Origin of the sequence: Hymenobacter gelipurpurascens, from assembly GCF_900187375.1 — a bacterium.
GTDB lineage: Bacteria > Bacteroidota > Bacteroidia > Cytophagales > Hymenobacteraceae > Hymenobacter > Hymenobacter gelipurpurascens.
Genome location: NZ_FYEW01000001.1, coordinates 2,737,253 through 2,759,242, shown reverse-complemented (window position 1 = coordinate 2,759,242; position 21,990 = coordinate 2,737,253). Strand labels below are relative to the sequence as shown.

Annotated in this window: 20 protein-coding genes; 15 read left to right on the top strand and 5 right to left on the bottom strand. The window is 57.7% G+C overall.

The window, feature by feature from the left end:
• Window positions 1-56: 56 nt before the first annotated feature.
• The gene (locus CFT68_RS11760) at window positions 57-2,777 is read right to left on the bottom strand and encodes a T9SS type A sorting domain-containing protein (RefSeq protein WP_088843602.1); all 2,721 of its coding nucleotides are present in this window, start codon (window positions 2,775-2,777) and stop codon (window positions 57-59) included.
• A 162-nt stretch (window positions 2,778-2,939) separates the two neighbouring features.
• On the opposite strand from CFT68_RS11760, the gene CFT68_RS11755 reads away from it, so the two are divergent.
• The 8 genes from CFT68_RS11755 to CFT68_RS11720 all read left to right on the top strand — a co-directional run bounded on the left by CFT68_RS11755 (window position 2,940) and on the right by CFT68_RS11720 (window position 9,313).
• On the top strand, window positions 2,940-3,764 hold the full coding sequence (locus CFT68_RS11755) for a Rossmann-like and DUF2520 domain-containing protein (RefSeq protein ID WP_088843601.1): 825 nt from the start codon (window positions 2,940-2,942) through the stop codon (window positions 3,762-3,764).
• 31 nt (window positions 3,765-3,795) lie between these two features.
• Window positions 3,796-4,158 (top strand): 2Fe-2S iron-sulfur cluster-binding protein, encoded by a 363-nt coding sequence (locus CFT68_RS11750; RefSeq protein WP_245815353.1) that lies wholly within the window; start codon window positions 3,796-3,798, stop codon window positions 4,156-4,158.
• A 105-nt stretch (window positions 4,159-4,263) separates the two neighbouring features.
• Window positions 4,264-4,500 (top strand): Fe-S cluster assembly protein IscX, encoded by a 237-nt coding sequence (gene iscX / locus CFT68_RS11745; RefSeq protein ID WP_088843599.1) that lies wholly within the window; start codon window positions 4,264-4,266, stop codon window positions 4,498-4,500.
• A gap of 74 nt (window positions 4,501-4,574) precedes the next feature.
• Window positions 4,575-5,078, top strand: coding sequence for a KdsC family phosphatase (locus tag CFT68_RS11740; protein ID WP_317044104.1), 504 nt, complete (start codon window positions 4,575-4,577; stop codon window positions 5,076-5,078).
• 128 nt (window positions 5,079-5,206) lie between these two features.
• Window positions 5,207-5,401, top strand: a complete 195-nt coding sequence (locus CFT68_RS11735) for a cold-shock protein (protein ID WP_088843597.1) — start codon at window positions 5,207-5,209, stop codon at window positions 5,399-5,401.
• Between the two features lie 172 nt (window positions 5,402-5,573).
• Window positions 5,574-6,488: a geranylgeranylglycerol-phosphate geranylgeranyltransferase gene (locus tag CFT68_RS11730; protein ID WP_245815352.1), complete on the top strand. Its 915-nt coding sequence runs from the start codon at window positions 5,574-5,576 to the stop codon at window positions 6,486-6,488.
• A gap of 118 nt (window positions 6,489-6,606) precedes the next feature.
• Window positions 6,607-7,890, top strand: coding sequence for a BamA/TamA family outer membrane protein (locus CFT68_RS11725; RefSeq protein ID WP_088843596.1), 1,284 nt, complete (start codon window positions 6,607-6,609; stop codon window positions 7,888-7,890).
• 220 nt (window positions 7,891-8,110) lie between these two features.
• Window positions 8,111-9,313: a glycosyltransferase gene (locus CFT68_RS11720; RefSeq protein ID WP_170934771.1), complete on the top strand. Its 1,203-nt coding sequence runs from the start codon at window positions 8,111-8,113 to the stop codon at window positions 9,311-9,313.
• Between the two features lie 55 nt (window positions 9,314-9,368).
• Here the strand turns inward: CFT68_RS11720 and CFT68_RS11715 are convergent, their stop codons facing one another.
• From CFT68_RS11715 to CFT68_RS11705, 3 genes are read right to left on the bottom strand one after another with little or no spacing between them, the layout of a single operon-like run.
• Window positions 9,369-9,974 (bottom strand): class I SAM-dependent DNA methyltransferase, encoded by a 606-nt coding sequence (locus CFT68_RS11715; RefSeq protein WP_088843594.1) that lies wholly within the window; start codon window positions 9,972-9,974, stop codon window positions 9,369-9,371.
• Window positions 9,975-10,012: 38 nt separating this feature from the next.
• Complete coding sequence (locus tag CFT68_RS11710; RefSeq protein WP_088843593.1) at window positions 10,013-10,786, bottom strand: PIG-L deacetylase family protein; 774 nt, start codon at window positions 10,784-10,786, stop codon at window positions 10,013-10,015.
• On the bottom strand, window positions 10,779-11,990 hold the full coding sequence (locus CFT68_RS11705; RefSeq protein ID WP_088843592.1) for an acyl-CoA dehydrogenase family protein: 1,212 nt from the start codon (window positions 11,988-11,990) through the stop codon (window positions 10,779-10,781). Before CFT68_RS11705 ends, CFT68_RS11710 begins: the two co-directional genes overlap by 8 nt.
• A gap of 301 nt (window positions 11,991-12,291) precedes the next feature.
• Between CFT68_RS11705 and purH the strand changes: the two genes are divergently transcribed.
• The 6 genes from purH to rodA all read left to right on the top strand — a co-directional run bounded on the left by purH (window position 12,292) and on the right by rodA (window position 20,157).
• A complete protein-coding gene (gene purH, locus CFT68_RS11700; protein WP_088843591.1) occupies window positions 12,292-13,827 on the top strand; it encodes a bifunctional phosphoribosylaminoimidazolecarboxamide formyltransferase/IMP cyclohydrolase in 1,536 nt (511 codons plus the stop codon).
• A 346-nt stretch (window positions 13,828-14,173) separates the two neighbouring features.
• Entirely contained in the window at window positions 14,174-15,199 is a 1,026-nt protein-coding gene (locus CFT68_RS11695) for a rod shape-determining protein (RefSeq protein WP_088843590.1), read from the top strand.
• A gap of 104 nt (window positions 15,200-15,303) precedes the next feature.
• A complete protein-coding gene (mreC, locus tag CFT68_RS11690; protein ID WP_088843589.1) occupies window positions 15,304-16,230 on the top strand; it encodes a rod shape-determining protein MreC in 927 nt (308 codons plus the stop codon).
• A complete protein-coding gene (locus tag CFT68_RS11685; protein WP_088843588.1) occupies window positions 16,227-16,760 on the top strand; it encodes a hypothetical protein in 534 nt (177 codons plus the stop codon). The genes mreC and CFT68_RS11685 overlap by 4 nt, the downstream gene beginning before the upstream one ends.
• A gap of 227 nt (window positions 16,761-16,987) precedes the next feature.
• A complete protein-coding gene (gene mrdA, locus CFT68_RS11680) occupies window positions 16,988-18,832 on the top strand; it encodes a penicillin-binding protein 2 (protein WP_088843587.1) in 1,845 nt (614 codons plus the stop codon).
• A 26-nt stretch (window positions 18,833-18,858) separates the two neighbouring features.
• Window positions 18,859-20,157, top strand: a complete 1,299-nt coding sequence (gene rodA / locus CFT68_RS11675; RefSeq protein WP_088843586.1) for a rod shape-determining protein RodA — start codon at window positions 18,859-18,861, stop codon at window positions 20,155-20,157.
• 69 nt (window positions 20,158-20,226) lie between these two features.
• Here rodA and CFT68_RS21520 read toward each other — a convergent pair whose 3' ends face one another.
• Window positions 20,227-21,408 carry a hypothetical protein gene (locus tag CFT68_RS21520; RefSeq protein WP_141106533.1) on the bottom strand — a complete coding sequence of 394 codons (1,182 nt, stop codon included), beginning with the start codon at window positions 21,406-21,408 and terminating at the stop codon, window positions 20,227-20,229.
• A 34-nt stretch (window positions 21,409-21,442) separates the two neighbouring features.
• On the opposite strand from CFT68_RS21520, the gene CFT68_RS11655 reads away from it, so the two are divergent.
• The gene (locus tag CFT68_RS11655) at window positions 21,443-21,775 is read left to right on the top strand and encodes a 2Fe-2S iron-sulfur cluster-binding protein (RefSeq protein WP_088843582.1); all 333 of its coding nucleotides are present in this window, start codon (window positions 21,443-21,445) and stop codon (window positions 21,773-21,775) included.
• Window positions 21,776-21,990 lie beyond the last annotated feature (215 nt).

The window sequence follows — 21,990 nt, the reverse complement described above, 5'->3', positions numbered from 1 at the left end:
ATATGCATAAAAAAAGGGTCGCCATTTGGCGACCCTTTTTTTATGCAAACTGGCTGCTATTTCTGCACGATAATCTGGCGAATCATGTAGTCGTTGCCGGCTTTCACTTTCACAGTGTACATGCCGTTGGCTAGGCTCGAGAGGTTGACTTTATTCTCGAAGTTGTCGCGGATGTTGGCTGTGTGCACGCGCTGACCGAGCAGATTCGTTACCTCTACCTCTAGGCCACCTTTAGCATTAGCACCGCGCACTTCCACGGTAAACACGCCAGCCGTAGGGTTCGGATAAACATTGACAGCACGTACGAGCGCATCAGAAACCCCTGTTACGACTGAGGTAATAGCAATATCATCCACTAGCACGGCAAACTGATCGGGGGCGCTGAACGCGTGGAAACCGATGTACACGTTGCCGTCAGCGGCGGGCGTGATAGGCATCACCTGACCGGCTGCAGTGCCGGCGGTAGTGCTCTGGTAGGTTGTGTTGGTAAGGTTCTCGTTCCGCCACAGCAGGTTGGGCTGCCCAGCCGGCGTAGTGGCCGATCCATATTTCACTTCCAGCTTCTCGGCAGTAGCAATGCCTGCCACCACTCTGGTGCGGTACTTAAACGAAAGCTGATAGCGCGACCCGGCCCGCAGGTACAATGCTGGTGTAAAGAACCAGTCATCGGCCCCTTTGGTAGCATCGGTGGTGTTATAAGTGTACATTATGGCATTTGGGGTCGATGCCGCGAGAGTGGTAGAAGCAACTGACGCCCACGTGTTATTGTCGGCGTTGATATCGGCTACTGAAATACCACAAGCGAAAGGCTGTCCTGCCAGGACGTTATCGAAGTTCTCGGTGTAAGGAAATGCCGTGATGATAGGGGGCGTGCAAAGCGTGGTGAAGGTAACCCGGCCAGTGAGGGCGCTCAGGTCGCCGGCACCGCAGTTGGCCCGGATATACAAATCGTACTCGGTAGAAGCGCTCAGGCCCGTCAGCGTAAACGGCGACGAAGCAGCCGCTACAGAAGTGCCGCCGGTGGTAGCGTTCGGGTCAAAGCCTTTAGGGCCGTAGAGTATAGTATACCCCGTGCCGTTAGCAGGCCCCGTGAAGCTTACGATGGTTGAGGTAGAAGTAATGCTGCTTACCGTTATGGCAGATGGCGGAGGGCACGTAGGGGGCGTACCCATAGTAGCCTCAATAAGCAAACGGCCTAAGTTGTTGCCTGCCACATCGGCTGGCTGGCCACCGGCCAGATCAAGCAGATAATAGGCACCTGTGCGCGTAGGATTCTCGGCCTGAACCCCGATAGGGAAGTAGCCGGTAGTGGCATTAGCAGTTTGCGCAATGCCGGTATAAAAGTCCCCGATGGCAACGGAAAGAGGGGCAGCAAACGTGAATACCTTGGTTTTTGAGATATCGGCAGCCGTAACTACGTAGTCAGCAGACCGGCCTATGATGGCGCCATTCTTATCACAAACTACGGCGTACAGCGTGTTGCCGACAGTTTTAGTGTCCTCCAGGCGTACTGAAACTGCCGTTACGGTGCGCGGCTCGCTGGTGGTGTATTTCGTTGCCAGAATAGCAGAGCCGGTGCCTAAGCCAACACTATTCGATACCGGGCTGGTAGCATCCGCATACGCGTAAGTAGTGGTATTTACCTGCTGGACAAAGGTGGCTGTGTTGTTGAGGTTGTCGTCGTCGTCGGCAATGGTTACACTGATGTTGTTGTTGCCCGTAGCGGTAGGGGAAAACGCATCAAACGACAGCGTACCTGCTGCCCCAGCGGGCAGAGAGGTCAGCGTTTTTACGTTAGTGAAGCTGTTGGCTCCCGTCACCGTAAGCGTTATATTAACATTGACCAATTCTTCGCGGCCGATATTGCGGATGAAGGCCCGTATTACGTGGGGCGTACCAAAAGGTACCGGAAGCTTCCCCAGGGTGTATACCAGCGAAACGGCGGCATCCTTAGCCTGCTGCGGCGTGAAGCGGTAAGTACGGCCCGCATCAGGCAGGGCAGATTTACGAATATTGTGCGCGTTGGTGGTGGCTGTATAGTTGGCACCCGTAAAGATGGTACCACTCCACGCCTGCGTAGAGCCTTTTACAGCCGTGATAAGCTGATTGTTGGCATTGCCGGAGCCTTTCAGGCCCACCGCCACATACTTAAATGTGTCGGTACCCGGGCCTGCCGTGGCCGTGCCGTACACGAACTCCGCCCGGTTGATGGTTTCGTAGAGCTTCACCTGAAACTCGAAGCTGCCGAGCTGCTTGCCAAACGTGCCCGAAACCTTGTCGCTGACGTTTTTCCACTGAATGATGCACACGCGGTTGGGCGCCGTGCCAGTAGTCGCTACCCGGTATTCTGCCGCCGCCGTAGGGGAAGCTTCCAGATCAATATTGAAGGGAAGCAGTAGGTTAGTTTCCGAGGTGTTGTTCAACGGGCCACCGGCTGCTGCCACCTGGGTATCGAAGAAATAGGGTGCTGCGGGGGCAGTGTTGCCCAGCTTAATGTAGCCGTTCGTGTTCAGCACAAACTCCGTAAACGACTGTCCGTTGAAGCTAAATGGGAAACCGATGGACTGTGCGCTAGAGTTAGCATCGTCGGTGTTCGGTGTAGAAATAGCAGTGCCAGTGGTACCCAGATCGGCGTAAGTGCCTGCTACATTCGTGGCGCTGGCCAGCGGAAAGTTGAGGGTTTGCCCTTGGGCGGTACCTGCCCCCAAGCCTAACAAAGCGGCCAGCAACAGCCCCCGCCATGGTGTGAGCAATCTGTTTGTGTAGGTGTGTTTCATGCGCGAAGAAAAAGTAATGTGAGTGACAGTAGGGCGAGTTGGAGCTGATAGTACATGCAGCTTCCTTGATTCAGATCGTTGAATTATTCATAAATAACGTCATTATAACCTGATGAATCTTCAATACGGAGTCATAATTTTCATGAGTTTCAAATTTGGTGTATGTCTCCTGAATTGTCAATAAGCAGAACAGTAGTGCTGCTCGGTGCTGGCCGCCTAGCGCAACATCTGGGGCCGGCGTTGCAGGAGGCCGGCCATCGGGTAGTGCAGGTATGGAGCCGTTCTGCTGCCTCAGCCGCTGCAGTAGCGGTCCAGCTGCCTGGTGCCACGGCCACCACCAACGCAACCACGCTGCCCGCCGCCGATCTGTATATAGTGGCCGTGCCCGATGCAGCAGTACGGGACGTACTGGCGGCTGCCCGCTTTCCAGATGGTGCGCTGGTAGTACACACGGCTGGTGCCCTGCCGCTTAGTGTGTTTGAGGAGTGGCCTAGCATACGGGGCGGCGTGCTATATCCGCTCCAAACCTTCAGCCCCGGTCGCCACCTCGACTGGCCTACGGTGCCATTGTGCGTGGAAGCTGCCGACGCCGCCGGCGAAGCCGAGTTGCTGGCGGTAGGCCACTCCCTTAGCCATGATGTGCGCCTCGTGAACACCCGGCAGCGCCTGCGCCTGCACGTAGCCGCCGTGTTTGCCTGCAACTTTACCAACCATTTGCTGGGCATCAGCCACGCGTTGCTTACCGATGAAAACCTGCCCCTGGATCTGTTGACACCGCTGGTGCGCGAAACCATTGATAAGGCCCTGGCGCACCCACCCTTCACGGTGCAAACCGGCCCCGCCGCCCGCCACGATAGGCCTACGCTGGCCCGCCATGAGGCGGCATTAGTGGCTTATCCGGGTTGGCAGAAGCTGTATAAGGTGCTGTCGGAGAGCATTCAGCAGCAAGCCGCCGGCGCCGCCCAAAACAACCTAGACCCTTTATAGCTTTGATTCGGGGGGAGGGGAACGTACCTTTGTGCCCGCATTTTGCCCGTTCAACGCGCTACTCGTGAAAGTCGTTAATATCACCTTCAAATTCCAGGACGGCCAGCCCGACCAGACCCACGTGGCCGCCCAGGGCGAGTCAGTGTTGGACGTTGCCCTCAACAACGACATCCAGCTGCAGCACAACTGCGGCGGCGTCTGCGGCTGCAGCACCTGCCATATCTACGTGCTACAGGGCGAGCAGGACCTTCCCGAAATCAGTGATAAGGAAGAGGATTTCATTGATCGGGCCGTAGACCCTCGCATCAACTCCCGCCTTGGGTGCCAGTGCGTAATGCAAGGCAACCAGGATGTGGTGGTGCTGATTCCACCGCAGAACTTCCTAGGCCACTAATATCATTTTCAGTTGTAGTTTGCTGCCAGGCTTCAGGAGGCTGCTATAGCTTCTGAGCCTGCATGCTTTCTGCCAACTGTCACCTACTAACGCACCCGTAAGAATATGGCCCATTTCGAGCCCCCGATTAAGTGGAGTGACCATGAGGATATTGCCATGGCGCTGTATGAGAAGTTCGGCAACGAATTCAATGAGGCGAAAATCTACCGCATTCGCTTCACCGATCTGCTGGAGTGGGTCCTGACGCTGCCCAACTTTGAAGGCACCCGTGAGCAGGCCACCGAAGGCCACCTGGAGCAGATCCAGGCCAAGTGGGTGTATGAGTGGCGCGATAATCAATAGAAAGCCTGGCGCTCATCTAGTGCCCACAGGAGTGGCCTACAGGGCCTGAGCCCAGTTCGTATTTTACTTCGCTTATGAGTGCAATGAGTACCGCCCCGGACTTGTCCGTTATTAAAACCTTTGTGCTGGATGTGGATGGCGTGCTGACCGATGGAACGCTGCTGGCCTTCAACTCCGGTGAGCAGGCACGGGCGTTTCATATCCGCGACGGCTTTGCCATTCGGCATGCCTTGCGCAAGGGTTACCGCATTGCCGTGATTTCGGGGCGCGAGGAGGAAGGGGTGCGCAAGCGCTTGGAGTCGTTGGATATCCGCGATATTTTCCTGGGCGTTGATGATAAGATGAAGATCTTCAACAACTACATCAACACCTACCGCCTGGAAGTAGAGCACATTGCGTACATGGGCGACGATGTACCCGATGCCGAAGTGATGCGCCGGTGTGCCGTGGCCGCCTGCCCCGCCGATGCCGCCCGCGACGTGCGCGAAATCAGTAACTACACGACCACCTTAACCGGTGGAAAAGGTGCCGTTCGGGAGCTGATAGAAGACGTGATGCGCACGCAGAATACGTGGTAAAGCGCTGTTAACTATCTACTCTAGGCCACTAGCCAAAAGCACAACCCCGCCCCTACAAGGCGGGGTTGTGCTTTTCCAAAATCCCTCTATATTTACCCACCAATCATTCACACCATTTTTTTTATTTCATGAAAACAGGAACCGTAAAATTCTTTAATGAGTCGAAGGGCTACGGCTTCATTACGGAAGACGGCACGAATGAAGATTTCTTCGTTCACATCACTGGCCTAAACGGGGGCCAGGTGCAGCAAAACGACCGCGTGGAATTCGAAACGCAGGAAGGCCGCAAAGGTGTTAATGCCGTGAATGTGAAGAAAGTATAGGCAAACCGCCTACTCACGTTTTCAGTAAAAGTGAGGAAAGCCCCTCCCGACATCGGAAGGGGCTTTCTATTGGCCAATGGTGTGGCCAGAACAGGTATCTGAATGCTCTTGCTAGGCCTGTAGGGGAGGGCGGTGCATCTTTGCACTCATTCTATTTTCTATCCGTGTGTTGATGTCTGCCGCTGCTTCCGACCCTACGCACCCCGAGCTACCGACTACGGCCAGCCCCGGCCCGTTGCGGCAGCTGGCTCACCTTATCCGGCTGCCCAATCTGCTGATTATGGCCTTGTGCCTGCTGCTGGTGCGCAAGGCATTGCTACTGCCAGATGCGCCGTGGCGCGAAGTCCTGGCCTCTTCGTTTGGCCTGATGGCCCTGGCTGCCCTGAGTATAGCCGCCGGGGGCTACATCATCAACGATTACTATGATGTGAAGATTGACGCCATCAATCGGCCCGACCGGCTGGTGGTGGGCAAGGCCGTAAACCGGCGCCACGCCATGATGGCCCATGTGCTACTTTCGGGCCTGGGCGTGGTAGTGAGCGGGGCGTTGTCGCCGTTGTTAGGTGCTGTAAACTTAGGCTCCGCGCTGTTGCTCTGGGGCTATTCGGCGCGGTTTAAGCGAGTGGCGTTGGTTGGCAATGTGAGTATCGCAGCCCTTACGGCTGCCTTGGTGCTGCTGCCTGAGTTGCAGCTGCGCACTGGCAGCAAACCTGTGTGGCTATATGCGCTGGCCGCTTTCCTGCTGACGGTAGTACGCGAAATAGTGAAGGATGTGGAAGACATGCGGGGTGATGCCGCGCACGACTGCCGGACCCTGCCTATCGTATGGGGAGTGGCCCGCACGAAGTGGGTAGCCGGTTTTTTTCTGGCTTGCTTACTGGTGCTGCTCTTGGGCGTAGAGCAGGTAATGGTGCAAATCAGGCAGTGGGGGCTAGGCCTATGGCTGCTGGCATTGGTGCTGTTACCGTTGAGCTGGCTGGCCTACAGGCTGCGCCGCGCTGACCGCCGCCGGCACTTTGCGCAGCTGAGCGCAGTCTGCAAATGGATTATGCTGGCCGGGGTACTCTCGATGCTGCTGGCGGGGTAAAACCGCGGAGCCTACTGTTGCGTTAGCACAGAAATACAGGATGCCAGCTGCCGCATTATCGGATAAATATTAGTTATTCTGTATATTAATCCATCCTTTGTCCTCTAGCCATCCACGTATGCGCTTTCTTTACCCGCTGCTAGCACTAAGCACGCTAGCTGCTCCCGCCGCTCTGGCACAATCGGTTCCTGCAACAACTGCCGACTCTGCAGCACTACTGGTCTCGGCTGTAGTAACCGCACCAACCACCACACCCGATGAAGCCGCATTACCGGGGGCTCCTGTAGGACTCAACCGGGCGCTGGCGCCTTCATCGGCCAGAAAGCTCACACCTTCCGACCCCAATAAGCCCAGCTTCATCCCGGTGCCAATTGCCTTTTACCAGCAGGAAACGGGTGCGGCAGGTGGCCTAGCCATTCTGCCTGTATGGCGCTTCGGGACGGATACGATGGTGCGCAAGTCCAATGCCCGTCTTATTGCCTGGATTTCGCAGAAAAAGCAAACTACCGTGCAGCTCACGCACACCATTTTTACGCCGGAGGAGAAATTCTACCTCTCGGGCGAGCTGAGCTACTACGATCTGGTATTCAACTACTACGGCATCGGGAATAATACGCGCAAAGCAGATGAAACCCAGATTAAGTACCCGCTGTGGGTATTTGATGAAAAGGTGCTGGCCAAGGTAGTGCCCAACCTGTTTGTCGGGATTCGGTACCGACTCACCGACCTAGGTAAGGTAGAGCTGAAGGACCCTCAGGACCCGGTTAATAATCCTGCCACACAATACTTCAATATCCCAGCCACCCAACGGGAGGGATACACGACTTCCGGTATCGGTCCGGCCATTTTGTACGATGGCCGCGACAACCTGCTGGCTACTTACACCGGCAACTTCTTGGATGCCCACATGCTGTTCAATGGCGGTGCGCTCGGCAGCGATTATAAGTTCACGCGATACATGGTGGACGCGCGGCATTTTAATCCGCTGTTTGGATCAAACAATACCATTTTGGCCCTGCAGTTTATGGGGCAATACCATACGGGCAAAGTGCCGTTCCGGGAGCTGGGCGGCATGGGTGCCACGCTGGGCGGCTCACTCTACAACAATGCGTACCTGATGCGTGGTATTTACGAGGCCCAGTACCGCGACCGTCAGTTCACTACGGCGCAGGCTGAAATCCGGCAGAAGCTTTTCTGGCGGATTGATGGCGTCGTATTTGGCGCGGTAGGCCAGGTGGCGCCACGCCTCGGCGACTATACTTTCAGCGACACCAAAGTAGCGGGTGGCCTAGGAGCCCGCTTCCGCTTCAACCGCCGCGACCGGCTAAACATACGCCTCGATTATGGCGTCGGGTCGGGTGGAAACTCCGGAATTATCTTCGCTGTGGGCGAGGCTTTTTAGTCGGCCTGAGCTGATGCTTTTAAAGCGCCTTCTCCTTACGGGGGAGGCGCTTTTTTGTATCAATAGCTCACTGTTTGTACTCCTTCACAGGCAGCGTTCAGCTAACACGAAAGGGCCGGGCAACCTGAGGAATAACCTCATGTCTTAAAAAAAGCATAAAAATTGCGGCATCAATAGAAATTGTGTGTGACTTCTGGCTGCTGGTTGCGTAGAAAGTGCTGTGAATTCCGCCCTTCCCTCGCTGTTCCATGCCGTCCAGGAAAATACGGCTGCTGCCTTGCTCACTGATTGGGTGAGAGTACCCGTTCTGCCCAAGCCTGGGCTTCAGGCTGTCGTTATTATTCCTGCCAAAGACGAAGCAGAAAACCTGCCTGCTACCTTAGCGGCCCTCGCGGCCCAAACCACCCTCGAGGGCCTGCCGCTTGACCATGGCTTGTATGAAATAGTGGTGCTGGCCAACAATTGCCACGATGCCACGGCCGAGGTAGCCCGGCAGTTCGGTCGTCAGCATCCTACGCTGGCTCTCCATATTCTGGAACTGACTCTGCCGCCTCAGGAAGCGCATGTAGGCAAAGCCCGGCGCCTGCTGATGGATGAAGCCTGCCGCCGACTAGAGCAGGTAGAAACCCCCGGAAGCTTTATTGCCAGCACCGACGCCGATACCCGGGTGGCACCCACATGGTTGGCCGCCACGCAAGCTGCCCTCGCGCAGGGCGCCGACGCCGTGGGCGGCCGCATTCTGACGGACACCGTGGCGTACTGCCCCGTGCGCAGAAGACAGCTGCAGGATGCCACGTACCACCTGCTACGCGTGCGCCTCGAAGCCCTTCTGGACCCGGTAGCCACCGACCCATGGCCCCGCCACCATCAGCATTTTGGAGCTAGTTTTGCCCTCACGCCCAAGGCGTACCGCCGCGTAGGTGGCTTGCCCATAGTGCCGTATCTCGAAGATGAGGCTCTTTACCAAGCCCTGCTTCGCCATGATTTGTGCCTGCGCCACAGTCCGGAAGTGCGGGTGTATACCTCCAACCGGCAGCAGGGAAGGGTAGCGGTAGGCCTCTCGTGGCAGCTACGGCAATGGGCCACGTTGCACGAAGCGAAGCAGGAACCGCTGGTAGATAACCCTGCGCGCCTGGTAGCAGAGTGGCAGATTCGGGGCCTGACGCGCCGCTTGTGGCAAGGCGCATCAGCATCTACGCTGCCCCTGTTGAGTAAGCAGCTAGGCCTGTCTGTACGGGCGTTGGAGCACCAGCTGTGCAACAGTAGCACCTTTGGGCACTTGTGGCAGTGGGTGCTGGCGCGCTGGGAGGAGTACAGCGTGCCGCGCGGTTATTGGCCCCCGTTGCCACTAAGTGAAGCCATTGCCTGCCTTCGTCGCGAGTTAGCGGCCTACGAGCTGCGGATCAGCCAACAAGCAGCCTAGGGTCCAGTCATCAGCCTGTTATAAAGCCGCAAGCCGGCAGGCCCTGCAGTGAAGCTTATATTCGCTCGAACAGATCAAGCCGATAAGTTTCCTGCCGCTGGCCGCTTATATGGCGCAGTGAACCTGTTGGACCTGCTTTTGCCAGGAAAAATTCGTGCACATCATCACCAGTGAGGGGGTAGTCGTGCACGGGAGGCGTCCAATGCACCAAGAGCAGCTGCCCACCGGGGCGTAACGCTTCCAGCATAAGGTCGGTGGAGCGCTGCAAATCCTCGGGGCTCCAGTAGTAGCCTACTTCCGACACCAGAATCAGATCAAATTGTCGTGCCGCAGGAAATTCTTCGGGTATGCGCATAAGCTGCAGCTCAACTTGCGGCAGCGCGGCGCAGCGCTGGCGGGCTTTATCGAGGGCGGCCTGTGCCACATCCACGGCCAGCAGGTGTCCGCAACGGGGGGCTAGCTGCTGCGTCAGGACACCTAGGGAGCAGCCAATTTCGAAAGCATCAGCGTAGTGCGGGCGCGGAAGGGCTGCTAGAGTAGCCGCGTATTTTTCGTGCTCATATTGGCTGGTTTCGAAGTTCCACGGATCCTCATTGGCGCGGTAAACGGCATCGAAATAGTCAGGAGGCAGTGTATTGGGCTGGTTTGGGTTGGTCTGCATAGCGCGTACAGTAGAACAGGGCGGAGAAAAGCATCCGGCTAACGACTCATCATACGAGGCTCACTCTCATAAAATACTTCCACTGGCCTAGAAAAATGCGCCAGCATGGAAGGTGCCAACGTAAAGCCGGTGGGGTCATCATCAATCGGCCCACCGGCTAGCTGCGAGCGGTGCGCCGCAATGGCCCGCTGCTTTTGTGCCAGCACCGGCGTAATATCCAGCTGCCAGCCCTGGGCTTCACCGAGTTGTGGCAAATCGGCGGGAGCGGCCCGTTCCCAGGCCCACACCACGTATTCGAGCAGGAGCACGGGTTGAGGTAACTGGCCTAGCGCTGCCTGCACCAACTGGTAAGTGGCCCGATGATCGGGGTGAGGGTCGCGCCGCCAGGGCACCAGCACCGTTTGCGGCCTGGTAGTGCGGAGAAACTCGGTAAGCCGTTCTACTGCAACGGCCCCGCTTTCCGTGTCAGGCATGGGCACGCTGCCGTCGGGGAGGCCCAGGGGAAGCAGGGCATCATCAGGCAGGCCTAGCAAAGCCAGAGCCTCCCGCAGCTCCTGCTCGCGCAGTGCCTGGCGAGCAGCGGCCGGAAACTTTTGGGAATGTGGATGCGACATGCTACCGTCGCTCACGAGCACGCACCAGGCCGGCAAGCCTGCTTGCCGGAGCAAGGTCAGCAGCCCGCCACAGCCCAGCGATTCATCGTCGGGGTGGGGCGCAATAACCACCGTTGGGCCCAAAGCCGCTGCCGCTTCCGGAGGGCGAGTGGGCAGCTCGGCGAACAAAGTAGAGGAACCTGCTGACGTACTACTCATGCCACAGGCGGTAAGCAAGCTGCGGATTCTGTAAGGCAAAGCGCCCGACATCGGCTTGGGCAGCGTCAGGGGCTGGCTGGCGCAGGTAGTGCGTCAGGTCGCGGTGCAGGCGCTCGAAGGGCTCTGGGCGCAGCAGTCCGCGGGCTCCCACGCAGCGCTCCGCCAGCGGCAACACGCGCAGGCAAATTTCCTCAATGGCCGTACGGACCATGTTGGCATGCGCTACGCTGGCTTCCGGATTGGGAGTGTCGGCTGCCCGGGCCTCGTGCGTAGCCGCGGCCTGAAGCCAATGGTTGCCGCTTTCTACCAGTAAGGCCATTTCGCCCAGCCGCTGGCGCTGATAGGGGTCATCGGTGCGGCCCAAGGCATTGAGAAAGCGTCTGGTCTCATCGAAAATGGCTTCGGCGGCTCCCAGCTGTACTGCCGCAAACCGCGTGGCGCCCCCACTGAACCACGGCTGGCGGTAGTAGTCGCCGGGGTGGCCTAGCAGGTCATCGGAGCCCACTTCCAGACCAGTGAAATCAACCCGGAAGCTGGCGGTAGCGCGCATGCCCAATGGCCGCCAGAAGGAGGCATCCAAGGCAGGCGTCTGCTCGGTAGCGGGCAGAATCAGCATTTGCCAGCCGCCATCGGGCAGCTTAGCCGTCAGTAGTGGCCTAGTGACGTGGCCAGCCCCGGAGCCAAAGGTTTTGCTGCCCTGCAGACGGTAGCGGCCATTCTCCAGCGGTTCGAGCGTAACTCCATCGTGCGCTTCCGTATTCCAAACACCGAACAGATGGCCTTTCTGGGCCATTTCGGCCCAGTGAGCGACTTGCTGCGGGCGTCCAAACCGCTGCATCAGCAATAAGGCATTTACGTGGCCCTCAAATACCCGGCCTACGGCCAAGTTGCCCCGACCAATATGCCGCAGCGTCCGCAGCAACGACAGGGCCTGCGCCGGCTCGCCTAGGCCACTACCGCCCAATTCAATGGGTAAAGCAGCGGTCAATAAGCCGGTTTCGCGAAGCCAGCCAAACTCTTCCGTCGGAAATCCGCCTTCCTGGTCGGAGTGGGGGGCTTGGGCAAACAGGCGCGGTGCCAGTGCAGCGGCAGCTTCTTCCGCCGCCTTGCCCGACGGGAGGGGAGGGTGTTGTAAGGACGGCTTTTTAAGAGAGGCAGAAGAAGCACTACCAACAGTGCTGGCAAAAATTTCGGGCACGGGCATACAAAACAAGAAACGGGTGATGCCAGCTACACAAGCCGGCTGCTAAGTAGAAACAGGTAAGTAGCTCATGCCTCAAAGTTGAGCTTGCTTAGCGCATATACGCAGAGTGTACACAACCAGATAAGCGCAGCCTTTGGTTTTTTCTGGGGATGAAAAATGAAGGCTGACAGCGTCTCTCGGGAGCCTTGCTGAGGGCCGACATACTAGGGCGTAACAATTCCGTAACACGCTTGGGTGGCAGCGCGCCTGGGGTGTGCCTACCTTCGCAGCGCATTTCGCTTTTCACTCAAGCCCGTTTGCTATGTCCTCGCAGCCCATTCGTTCCGCCCTCATTTCTGTTTATTACAAAGACCGTTTGGGCCCATTGGTAGCACTGCTCCAGCAGCACGGCGTCACGATGTATTCTACGGGCGGCACGCAGCAGTTTATTGAAGAGCAGGGTGCCGCGGTTACGGCTGTAGAAACCCTGACGGGCTTTCCGGCCGTGTTTGGAGGGCGTGTGAAAACCCTGCACCCCACCGTATTTGGTGGTATTCTGCACCGTCGCCACGAAGCCAGCGACCTGGCCGAAGCCGAGCAGCACCAGATTCCGCCCATTGATTTGGTGATTGTGGATCTGTACCCGTTCGAGGAAACCGTAGCTTCCGGCGCCGCTGAGCAGGACGTGATTGAGAAGATTGACATCGGCGGTATCTCACTCCTGCGCGCAGCGGCCAAGAACTTCCGCGACGTGCTGGTGGTGAGCAGCCGCGACCAATACGCGGCCGTTACGGAGCTTTTGGCGGCCAAAAACTGCGCTACCGACCTCGAAGACCGCCGCCATTACGCCGCCGCCGCCTTCGAAACAACCTCGCACTACGACACCCAGATTTTCCGCTACATGGCGCAGGGCACGGAGCTGAGCAGTGCCGTACTGAAGCTGAGTGAGAAGCCCGCCACGCCGTTGCGCTACGGCGAAAACCCGCACCAGGCGGGTACCTTTTACGGCGACCTGACGGCCCTTTTCGAGCAGCTCCACGGCAAACAGCTCAGCTATAATAATCTTGTGGATGTGGACGCCGCCGTGCTCCTGATGCAGGAATTTGCCGGCGGCCCCGCCGCCTGTGCCATCCTCAAGCACACCAATGCCTGCGGGGTAGCTCAGGCCGAGACGCTGAAAGAGGCCTACCTGAACGCCCTAGCCTGTGACCCGATTTCGGCCTTCGGCGGCGTGATCATCGTGAACCAACCCGTGGATATGGCAACGGCGGAGGAGCTGAGCAAGCTCTTCTTCGAGGTACTGATTGCTCCCGAGTTTGCCGCTGATGCCCTACCGATTCTGCAAAGCAAGAAAAATCGCATTCTGCTCCGCCAAAAGCCGGTGGCTTTCCCCGCCAAGCAAGTGAAAACGTTGCTCAATGGCCTCATCGAGCAGGACTTCGACCGCGCGATGGAAGGCGCCAACGAGTTCCGGACGGTTACTCAATCGGCCCCCACGGCAGAGGAGGTGGCTGCGCTGGAGTTTGCCCTCAAAGTCTGCAAGCACACCAAGAGCAATACCATTGTGCTGGCGCGGGCCGGACAGCTGCTGGCATCCGGCGTAGGCCAGACCTCGCGGGTCGATGCCCTGAAGCAGGCCATCGAGAAAGCCCACTCCTTCGGCTTCGACCTCAAAGGCGCCGTAATGGCTTCCGACGCGTTCTTCCCTTTCCCCGACTGCGTGAAAATTGCCGGTGAAGCGGGCATTCGGGCCGTGGTGCAGCCCGGTGGCTCCATCAAGGATGCCGACAGCATTGCGGCCTGCGACAAACTGGGCATGGCTATGGTCATGACCGGTGTGCGCCACTTCAAACACTAAGCAACACCAGTGGCCTAGCAATGCACACATCATCGCTAGGCCACTTGTTTTCAGGAAGAGTATAACTGATTGACTATGAATCCGTCTCTGACGCCGGCTTGGCGACAGGGGCGGATTTTGTGTGTAAGATGCGGGAATGATTTTTTGTGGGTTCTGCAATGAATAGCCATTCTGCGCGTTGGGAGCGGCACCTTGTTGCAAGCCGCCCGGTTTGTGGACTGGCCTAGCCAGCGCGTCATCCGATAATGACGCGGCCATATGTCGGGCTTCGCCGAAACTTGCTTACTTTTGCCCCCACTTTTGACGGGCGCAATTAGCCCGTTCTCAATTTACTTGCCGTTACTCGATGGGTTTCTTTAATTTTCTGACCAGCGACATTGCCATTGACCTGGGCACGGCCAACACGCTCATCATTCACAACGATAAAATCGTGGTGGATGAGCCGAGCATCATCGCAAAAGATCGTACTACGAATAAGGTAATTGCCGTGGGCCGGCAAGCGCAGCAGATGCACGAAAAGACCCACGACAACATCAAAACCATTCGCCCTTTGAAGGATGGCGTTATTGCCGATTTCCACGCCGCCGAGGAAATGATCAAGGGCATGATCAAGATGATTGACACGCGCAACCGGCTGTTCCAGCCCTCGCACCGCATGGTCATCTGCATCCCGTCGGGCATCACGGAAGTGGAAAAGCGCGCCGTACGCGACTCCGCTGAGCACGCCGGCGCCAAAGAAGTCTGGATGATTCAGGAGCCCATGGCCGCCGCCATCGGTATCGGCATCGATGTGGAGCAGCCCGTGGGTTCGATGATTATCGACATTGGAGGTGGCACCACGGAAATTGCCGTAATCGCACTGTCGGGTATCGTTTGCGACCAGTCTATCAAGACGGCCGGCGACGTATTCAACCAGGATATTCTCGACTACATGCGCCGCCAGCACAACCTGCTGATTGGGGAGCGTAGCGCCGAGCGCATCAAAATTGAAGTAGGCGCGGCTCTCACTGAGCTGGAAGTAACGCCGCCCGATTTTGAGGTACGCGGCCGCGACCTGATGACCGGTATTCCGAAAGTAATCAAAGTGACCTCGGCAGAAATTGCCATTGCCTTGGATAAATCGGTAGCCAAAATCGAAGAAGCTGTCTTGAAGGCGCTGGAAATCAGCCCGCCTGAGCTGTCGGCCGATATCTACGAAAACGGTATTCATCTGACCGGCGGTGGCGCCTTGCTACGTGGCCTAGACAAACGCCTGGCCGTGAAAACCAAGCTGCCTATCCACATCGCCGAAGATCCTCTGCGTGCTGTGGTGCGCGGCACGGGTGCAGCCATCAAAAACATCGTGGGCTTCCGCGGAGTGCTGCTGACGTAATATTTTATAGAAGCTGGAAGTGAGGAGCTAGGAGCTAGAATGAGACTGTTTGTCATTCTACCTTCCGGCTCCTCACTTCTCACTTCTAACTCCTAGCTTCTTCCATGAGTAACCTGTTCGCCTTTCTGTTCCGCTTCCGAGGTATCCTCGTGTTTGCGCTGCTGGAAGTGTTGAGCTTGTTTCTGCTGGTGCGCAACAGTGCCTATCAACGGGCAGCCTTCTACAACTCGGCCAATAGCTATGTAGGCCAGGTGCTGGACTTGCGCTCTCGCATCTATGATTACTTCCGGCTGGTGGAGGTGAACCATGAACTGGTAAAGGAGAACGCGCTGCTTCGGCAGCAACTCTATAAGCCTGACCTGAGTGCCCGGCAAGCCGACTCGTTGCCGGTAAGCAAAGACAGCCTCACGCAGGCCCGGCTGGCCACCCTGGGCCGGCCCGACTCGTTACTGCTGGGCCTGCGCCAAATTCCTACCCGTGACCCAGATTACCCGCTGATTCCGGCACGTGTAGTAAGCAGCACCCAGCGCCGGGTCGACAACTTCCTCACCCTGAATGTGGGCGCCATGGATGGCGTGAAGCCTGGCATGGGCGTAGTAGCGGCAGCGGGGGTAGTAGGCCGCGTGTTGGTCACGAGTGAGCATTACTCTACCCTCACCTCTGTTCTGCACTCCAAAACCACCATATCAGCCCGCATTCAGCGCGATGGTACCATTGGCACCATCCGGTGGCTGGGCGAAGACCCCGCATACGTACTGCTCGACAACATTCCGCGCCAGAACAAGCTGGTGCGCGGCGATACCGTCGTGACTTCCGGCTACAACGCGGTATTTCCCGAAGGCGTGATGGTAGGCACCATTGAATCGTTTGTAAAAGAGCCAGATAAGAATTTCTGGACGATAAAGGTGCGGCTGGCCGTGAATTTCACCAACCTGACCTACGTATATGTAGTCAGTAGCCGGCCGAAAATTGAGCGCGACACCGTAGAAGCCCGTGCTGGTATGAAACCCGAAATCGAGAATCAGCCATGAGTGGAGTAGGAACCCTTCTGGTGCAGATTCTGCGCTTCTTTCTGTACGCGGGTCTCTACCTGCTGCTCATCAGCGGGCCCGATTTTGTGCTGTTCAACCTAGGCTGGTGTTTTTTCTACCTGGGTTTTCTGCTGTTTCTGCCCATTAGTACTCCCATCGTGGTGCAGCTGCTGCTTGGCTTTGGCCTGGGCTACATGATGGACGTATTCTTCGACTCAGGAGGCGTACACGCAGCGGCAGCGGTACTGGTGGCCTACCTTCGCCCCTGGGTGCTGCGCCTGCTCACGCCCCGTGATGGCTACGACGCGCAGGATTCTGTGAATATTCATCAGATGGGCGCGCAATGGGTTATGGTGTATCTGCTCTTGCTCATCGGGATACACCATGCCGCCTTTTTTCTGCTGGAGCTAGGAAGCTTTCAGGCCCTGGGCCTCACGCTGGCCAAAATACTGGTGAGCACGCTGTATACAGGCCTGGTGTTCCTGATTATTCAGCTCGTTTTCTTTCCAACACGCCGTCGGAGTCGCTAGGCCACTTTCCGGCTTGCCTATAAGCGGGTGCGTAAATTCTGCGGCGCGCTGAACTCCTGTTTGGTCCTGCTGTTTGCACAAGTAAGGCCGCTGCTGTTAGGGTGGCCTAGCAGCCAGATCCTCTTGCACTCTTTCTGCCGCTATACACTGGCAGACGCTGGCATTCGTTGTACCTTTGCTAATCCGGCCGATGGGCCGTAAGTGCTTACTTCTCAGAATCCACCGCTTTGCAATACCTTGAAGGCCGCAAATACGTGGTCCATGCCATTTTCCTGGGCGTGGCACTGTTGTTTGCAGCACGCCTCTTTTACATTCAGGTGCTCGACGGTAGCTACAAGCTGGCTGCCGACCGCAACACACTCCAGCGAATTGTGCAGCCGCCATACCGCGGCCTGATTTACGATCGTAAGGACCAGATATTAGTGCAGAACACGCCTGTGTACGACCTGATGGTGGTGCCCCGGGAAGTGAAAAAGCTTGATACGGTCCGTTTTTGCCAACTGCTGCAGTTGCCTCTAGAGGAAGTGCGCGCCAGTTTGCAGGCAGCGCGTGCTTTCAGCCGCGTAAAGGCCTCGCCGCTGGTGCAAAACCTGAGCACACCGGAGCTGGCGGCCATTCAGGACAACCTGATTGACTTTCCCGGTTTCAGCGTGAAGGCGCGCATGGCCCGCTCCTACAACACCACAACTATGGCCCACGCCCTGGGCTACGTAGGCGCCATTACGCCCGCTTTCCTGGAAAAACCCAAGTTCGCCAAATACATGCCGGGCGAGTTTCTCGGTATTACGGGTCTGGAGTCGTTTTACGAGGAGCAGTTGATGGGGCGCCGCGGCGTGCAGTACCGTATGGTAAACGTGCGTGGCATCGAGAAAGGCGCTTTCCGGGGCGGGGAATTCGATACGCTTTCCGTGGCCGGCCAAGACTTGCACCTAAGTATCGATTCTGACCTACAGGCCTACGCCGAACAGCTGATGCAAGGCAAGCGGGGTTCCGTAGTGGCCATCGACCCCAAGACGGGCGAAATCCTGGCCTTTGTGTCGGCGCCAATGTTTGAGCCGGCTACCCTTTCGGGCAAGGGCATGGGCAACCGCTACATGGAGCTGCTCAATAACCCCGAGCGGCCGCTGTTCAACCGGGCCCTGATGGCTACATACCCGCCTGGCTCTACCTTCAAGCTGGTGAATGAGCTGGTAGCCCTGCAAATGGGCGTAGTAACACCCCAAACAGGCTTTCCGTGCAACTGGAAGCTGGTGCGTTGCACCCACCGCCACGAGTACCCCAGCAACGTAGGCCTGGCCATCAAGAACAGCTGCAACCCGTATTTCTACCAGGTGATGCGCGCCGCCGTGTTGCGTGGGCGCTCCGATAACCGCTTCGAGGATGCTCGCCTAGGTCTAGGCGAGTGGCGCCGGCAGGTGATGAAGTTCGGGCTGGGCGAGAAGCTGGGCGTGGATTTGTCGCAGGAGAAGAAAGGACTTATTCCTTCCCCAGATTTCTACGACAAGCGCAACGGCTTCCACCGCTGGAACTTCCGCACGGTGTATTCGCTCAGCATTGGGCAGGGTGAAATCGGTATCACTGGCCTACAGATGGCCAATATCATGGCTACCATTGCCAACCGGGGCTGGTACTACACGCCCCACTTCGTGAAAGGCATCGGGCAGGGTGGCCCGCTACCCCAGTACACAGTGCGCCACACGGTGGGCGTCGACCCTATTCATTTTGAGGAAATAATTCCGGGTATGCAGGCCGTAGTGGATAGCCGGGGCGGCACGGGCGGCAACGCCAGCCTCTTAGATGTTGGCATCTCGGTAGCCGGTAAAACCGGTACCGTGCAAAACCCTCACGGCGACGACCACGCGACCTTCGCCGCTTTCGCGCCCGCCGAAGACCCCAAAATTGCTATTGCCGTGTTCATCGAAAACGCGGGTTTTGGCGGCAGCTCTGCCGCACCGCTGGCTTCGTTGCTCATGGAAAAATACCTGCGGGGCAACATAGCTCCCTGGCGTAAGCGCTGGGAGGTGTGGCTGCCGGGCCCGGCCGAACGATTTGTCAGCCGCCGCAAACACTAATAAGGCCCTATACTGACTATTACCCTATGTCCACTTCTCCGGCCAGATATTCGCGCAGCATCGACTGGGTGACGGTTCTCATCTTCCTGCTCATGGTGGGGGTGGGCTGGCTGAATGTGTATGCGGCCAGCTACTCCCCCGATGCCCCCGCTGACCCCTTCAGTCACCTCAGCTTTCAGGAGCTGATGGCCTACAACTGGTTTAAGCAGATTTTGTGGGTAGGCACGGCACTAGTGCTGATTGTGGTGCTGCTGGTCGTCGATTACAAGGCCTACGACACTTTTGCCTTCGTGCTCTACGGCGCCATGATTTTGCTGCTCATTGTCACGCCCTTCATTGCTAGGCCTATTGCAGGGTCGCGCTCCTGGCTGGAACTGGGGCCGGTGCGTCTGCAGCCGGCCGAGTTTGCCAAGTTCGTCACGGCTCTGGCTGTGTCGCGGTATATGGCCGGTATCAATCTGCGTCAGCAGAATTTTCGCGACCAACTGGTACTGGCGGGCCTCACGCTGCTACCGCCGCTGCTCATCATTGCGGCCAATGAAACCGGCCAGGCGCTGGTGTTCGGTGCCTTTCTGCTGGCCTATTTCAGGGAAGGAATGTCGCCGCTTATTCTGCTGGTATTGGCCGCGGCCGGCGTGGTGCTTATCCTTTCGCTGCTGGTGCCCAAGCTCTGGCTGATTGGGGCGTTTACTGTGATTCTGGGGTTGGTCTTTGCCTTCAATACGCGGGTGTTTCGGCATCATTTGGCGCTGGCGGTATCCGTGTGGGCGGTGGTAATCGGGATGGTATTTGGGGTTGATTTCTTTTTCAACAACGTGCTGCAGCCGCACCAGCGCAAACGTATTGAAGTGCTGCTCAACCCTTCCGCCGACCCATTGGGCGTAGGCTGGAACGTAACCCAGTCGAAGATTGCCATCGGCTCGGGTGGCCTAGCGGGCAAAGGTTTCCTGCAGGGCACGCAGACGAAGTTCGATTTCGTACCTGAGCAAAGTACCGACTTCATTTTCTGCACGGTAGGAGAGGAGTGGGGCTGGCTTGGGACTACCGTCGTGATAATCCTCTTTATGGCGCTGCTGGGCCGGATATTGTATGTGGCGGAGCGCCAGAAATCGGTATTTGGGCGCACCTACGGGTACTGCGTCGCCAGCATTATCTTCTTCCACTTCTGCGTCAATATCGGCATGACCATCGGCCTGGCGCCTGTGGTAGGTATTCCACTGCCGTTCTTCAGCTACGGGGGGTCCTCGTTGTGGTCCTTCACCACGCTGCTGTTCATCCTGCTGGCCATTGATGCCTACCGCAAGCAGGATTTGGAGCGGTACTAAAAAAACACCGCGCTACTGGCCTAGCAAGACCTGTAGCGCGGTGGTTGGCTGTTAATCCGGGAAGTGAGGTTACGCGAATTTGCGCTCAATCAGCTTTAGCAGCTTATTGACGTGCTCTTCCTTACGGGCCCAATTGTACTGCGCCGCCAGGTTCTCGGTCACGTAGCGCTTCGCCGAGTCGGAGTTCGGCAGCGTGTCGAGGTGCTGAATTACGGCGTGGTATTCCATGTTCTCGCCATTGAACAGCTCATTGATGAAGCTGAACCGCTGATTGATGGAAATAGCCTCGCGCAACGTTTCTACTTTCGGTGCTTTCTCAGCCAGAGTAGCTGCTGCCGGGCGCTCTGAACGCAACGTTTCACTTAAGGAAGGAGCCGAAGTCTGCTCCGCCTGAAGCTTGGCATACAAAGGCACCGCTGTAGCAGAAGTTGGTTCAGCAGCGGTACCGCGCTGCTCCGTTGGAGCGGCGGGAGCCTTTATTACGGGTATTGGTACCGGAGCAGGGGCGGCAGGCTCAGCAACAGCGGCCGGTGTGGGTGCTGGAGCCGGGGCAGGCTTTTCTGCCGGAGCGGCTTCTTCGGCTTCCTTGGGCTTGTCGGCGGGGTGCGTAGAAGGCGGGCCCTCTTCGTACAAATCAGCCTCGGTGAGCGGCAGCAGCGCATTAAACTCCTGCACCAACGCCGATAACGGCTGCAGCTCCTGAGTGTCGTGCTCCAGATACAGGCGGAAGCGGCTCAGCAGGTAGTCGCGCTCCTGCACCTGCTCAGCGGGTAGCGTGTCTAGGAAGCCTTCGAAGAGCGGCTTATTGAGGTCTAGGTAGCGCAGGGTTTCGCGCAGCTTCTGGGGGGAGGCCGACGTTTGTTCGCCCATCAGCTTTCGGCTAAACGTTTCGGCGGGATCAATGGCGCCCAGCAGCGTATCGCAGATGGAATCGGCCAGCAGGGGCTCAAACACAGGGCGGCTGAGCTTGATGCGGCGCGAGAGTACATTCATGAACTGCGTGAGAGCCTGGCGCACCTCAGCATCCTCAAAGTCGAAATAAGGGCTGCGCAGATTACCCATTTCGGCCATCCACTGGCCTAGCAGCCGCTGCACCACAAACAGATTTATCTGCCGGATAGGCGTGAAGCGCAGCACCGCGGGGCCATCGAGCGTAGCGGTGGGGCGGGCTCCAAAGTGCTGGTCGCAGAGCAGAGCGGCCAACAGACGTCCGTATTGTTCGCGCTTGGCGAGGCTATATTTGTTGTTCATTGAAAGCCTGATTCAACGGGCAATTTAGGGAAAGATGCCCACTCTAACGGTTCAAAATCTGCCTGCGGCCCCGGTTTCGGTGCCGGCCGGCTCCACCTTACTGGCAGCGCTGCAAGCCGCCGGCCACGACTGGATGCACGCCTGCGGCGCTAAAGGACGCTGTACTACGTGCCGCCTCCGGATACTACAGGGAGCCGAACACCTAACGCCACCCACCGATGCGGAGTTGCGCTACCGCGCCATGGGCCGGCTGCTGACCTCCGAGCGCCTCACCTGCCAGACGCGCCTGCCCACCGGCGACGTGCTAGGCCAGGTGCCGGAGCCTGTGCAGTTGCCCCACGTCCGGTACCTCAACGCCCCGGAGTAGCTACTTGGTATCTGACAAGGAGGCGGCCCACGCGCCCAAAAACCTGAGCGGTTCTACCGGGCTTGTGCTGAGTTATTTACTAAAGCATTTAACCGAGCCTAAGAGTGGCCTACCCCGGGAAATGGCACCCTTAGCTTTGAGGCAAGCCGCCGAAAACCGTACTTTAGATGTTCCGAATCAAGTCAGGAAACTGACAATTGGCCACTGACAACTGA

Excerpts from the sequence above, each read along its gene's own strand:
- CFT68_RS11730 (WP_245815352.1), top strand. The coding sequence starts at position 5,574 with ATGTCTGCCGCTGCTTCCGACCCTACGCACCCCGAGCTACCGACTACG.
- CFT68_RS11685 (WP_088843588.1), top strand. The coding sequence starts at position 16,227 with ATGAGTGGAGTAGGAACCCTTCTGGTGCAGATTCTGCGCTTCTTTCTG.
- purH (WP_088843591.1), top strand. The coding sequence starts at position 12,292 with ATGTCCTCGCAGCCCATTCGTTCCGCCCTCATTTCTGTTTATTACAAA.
- CFT68_RS11740 (WP_317044104.1), top strand. The coding sequence starts at position 4,575 with ATGAGTGCAATGAGTACCGCCCCGGACTTGTCCGTTATTAAAACCTTT.
- CFT68_RS21520 (WP_141106533.1), bottom strand. The coding sequence starts at position 21,408 with ATGAACAACAAATATAGCCTCGCCAAGCGCGAACAATACGGACGTCTG.
- CFT68_RS11710 (WP_088843593.1), bottom strand. The coding sequence starts at position 10,786 with ATGAGTAGTACGTCAGCAGGTTCCTCTACTTTGTTCGCCGAGCTGCCC.
- CFT68_RS11735 (WP_088843597.1), top strand. The coding sequence starts at position 5,207 with ATGAAAACAGGAACCGTAAAATTCTTTAATGAGTCGAAGGGCTACGGC.
- CFT68_RS11755 (WP_088843601.1), top strand. The coding sequence starts at position 2,940 with ATGTCTCCTGAATTGTCAATAAGCAGAACAGTAGTGCTGCTCGGTGCT.
- CFT68_RS11655 (WP_088843582.1), top strand. The coding sequence starts at position 21,443 with ATGCCCACTCTAACGGTTCAAAATCTGCCTGCGGCCCCGGTTTCGGTG.
- rodA (WP_088843586.1), top strand. The coding sequence starts at position 18,859 with ATGTCCACTTCTCCGGCCAGATATTCGCGCAGCATCGACTGGGTGACG.
- CFT68_RS11695 (WP_088843590.1), top strand. The coding sequence starts at position 14,174 with ATGGGTTTCTTTAATTTTCTGACCAGCGACATTGCCATTGACCTGGGC.
- iscX (WP_088843599.1), top strand. The coding sequence starts at position 4,264 with ATGGCCCATTTCGAGCCCCCGATTAAGTGGAGTGACCATGAGGATATT.
- CFT68_RS11715 (WP_088843594.1), bottom strand. The coding sequence starts at position 9,974 with ATGCAGACCAACCCAAACCAGCCCAATACACTGCCTCCTGACTATTTC.
- CFT68_RS11760 (WP_088843602.1), bottom strand. The coding sequence starts at position 2,777 with ATGAAACACACCTACACAAACAGATTGCTCACACCATGGCGGGGGCTG.
- mreC (WP_088843589.1), top strand. The coding sequence starts at position 15,304 with ATGAGTAACCTGTTCGCCTTTCTGTTCCGCTTCCGAGGTATCCTCGTG.
- CFT68_RS11725 (WP_088843596.1), top strand. The coding sequence starts at position 6,607 with ATGCGCTTTCTTTACCCGCTGCTAGCACTAAGCACGCTAGCTGCTCCC.
- CFT68_RS11705 (WP_088843592.1), bottom strand. The coding sequence starts at position 11,990 with ATGCCCGTGCCCGAAATTTTTGCCAGCACTGTTGGTAGTGCTTCTTCT.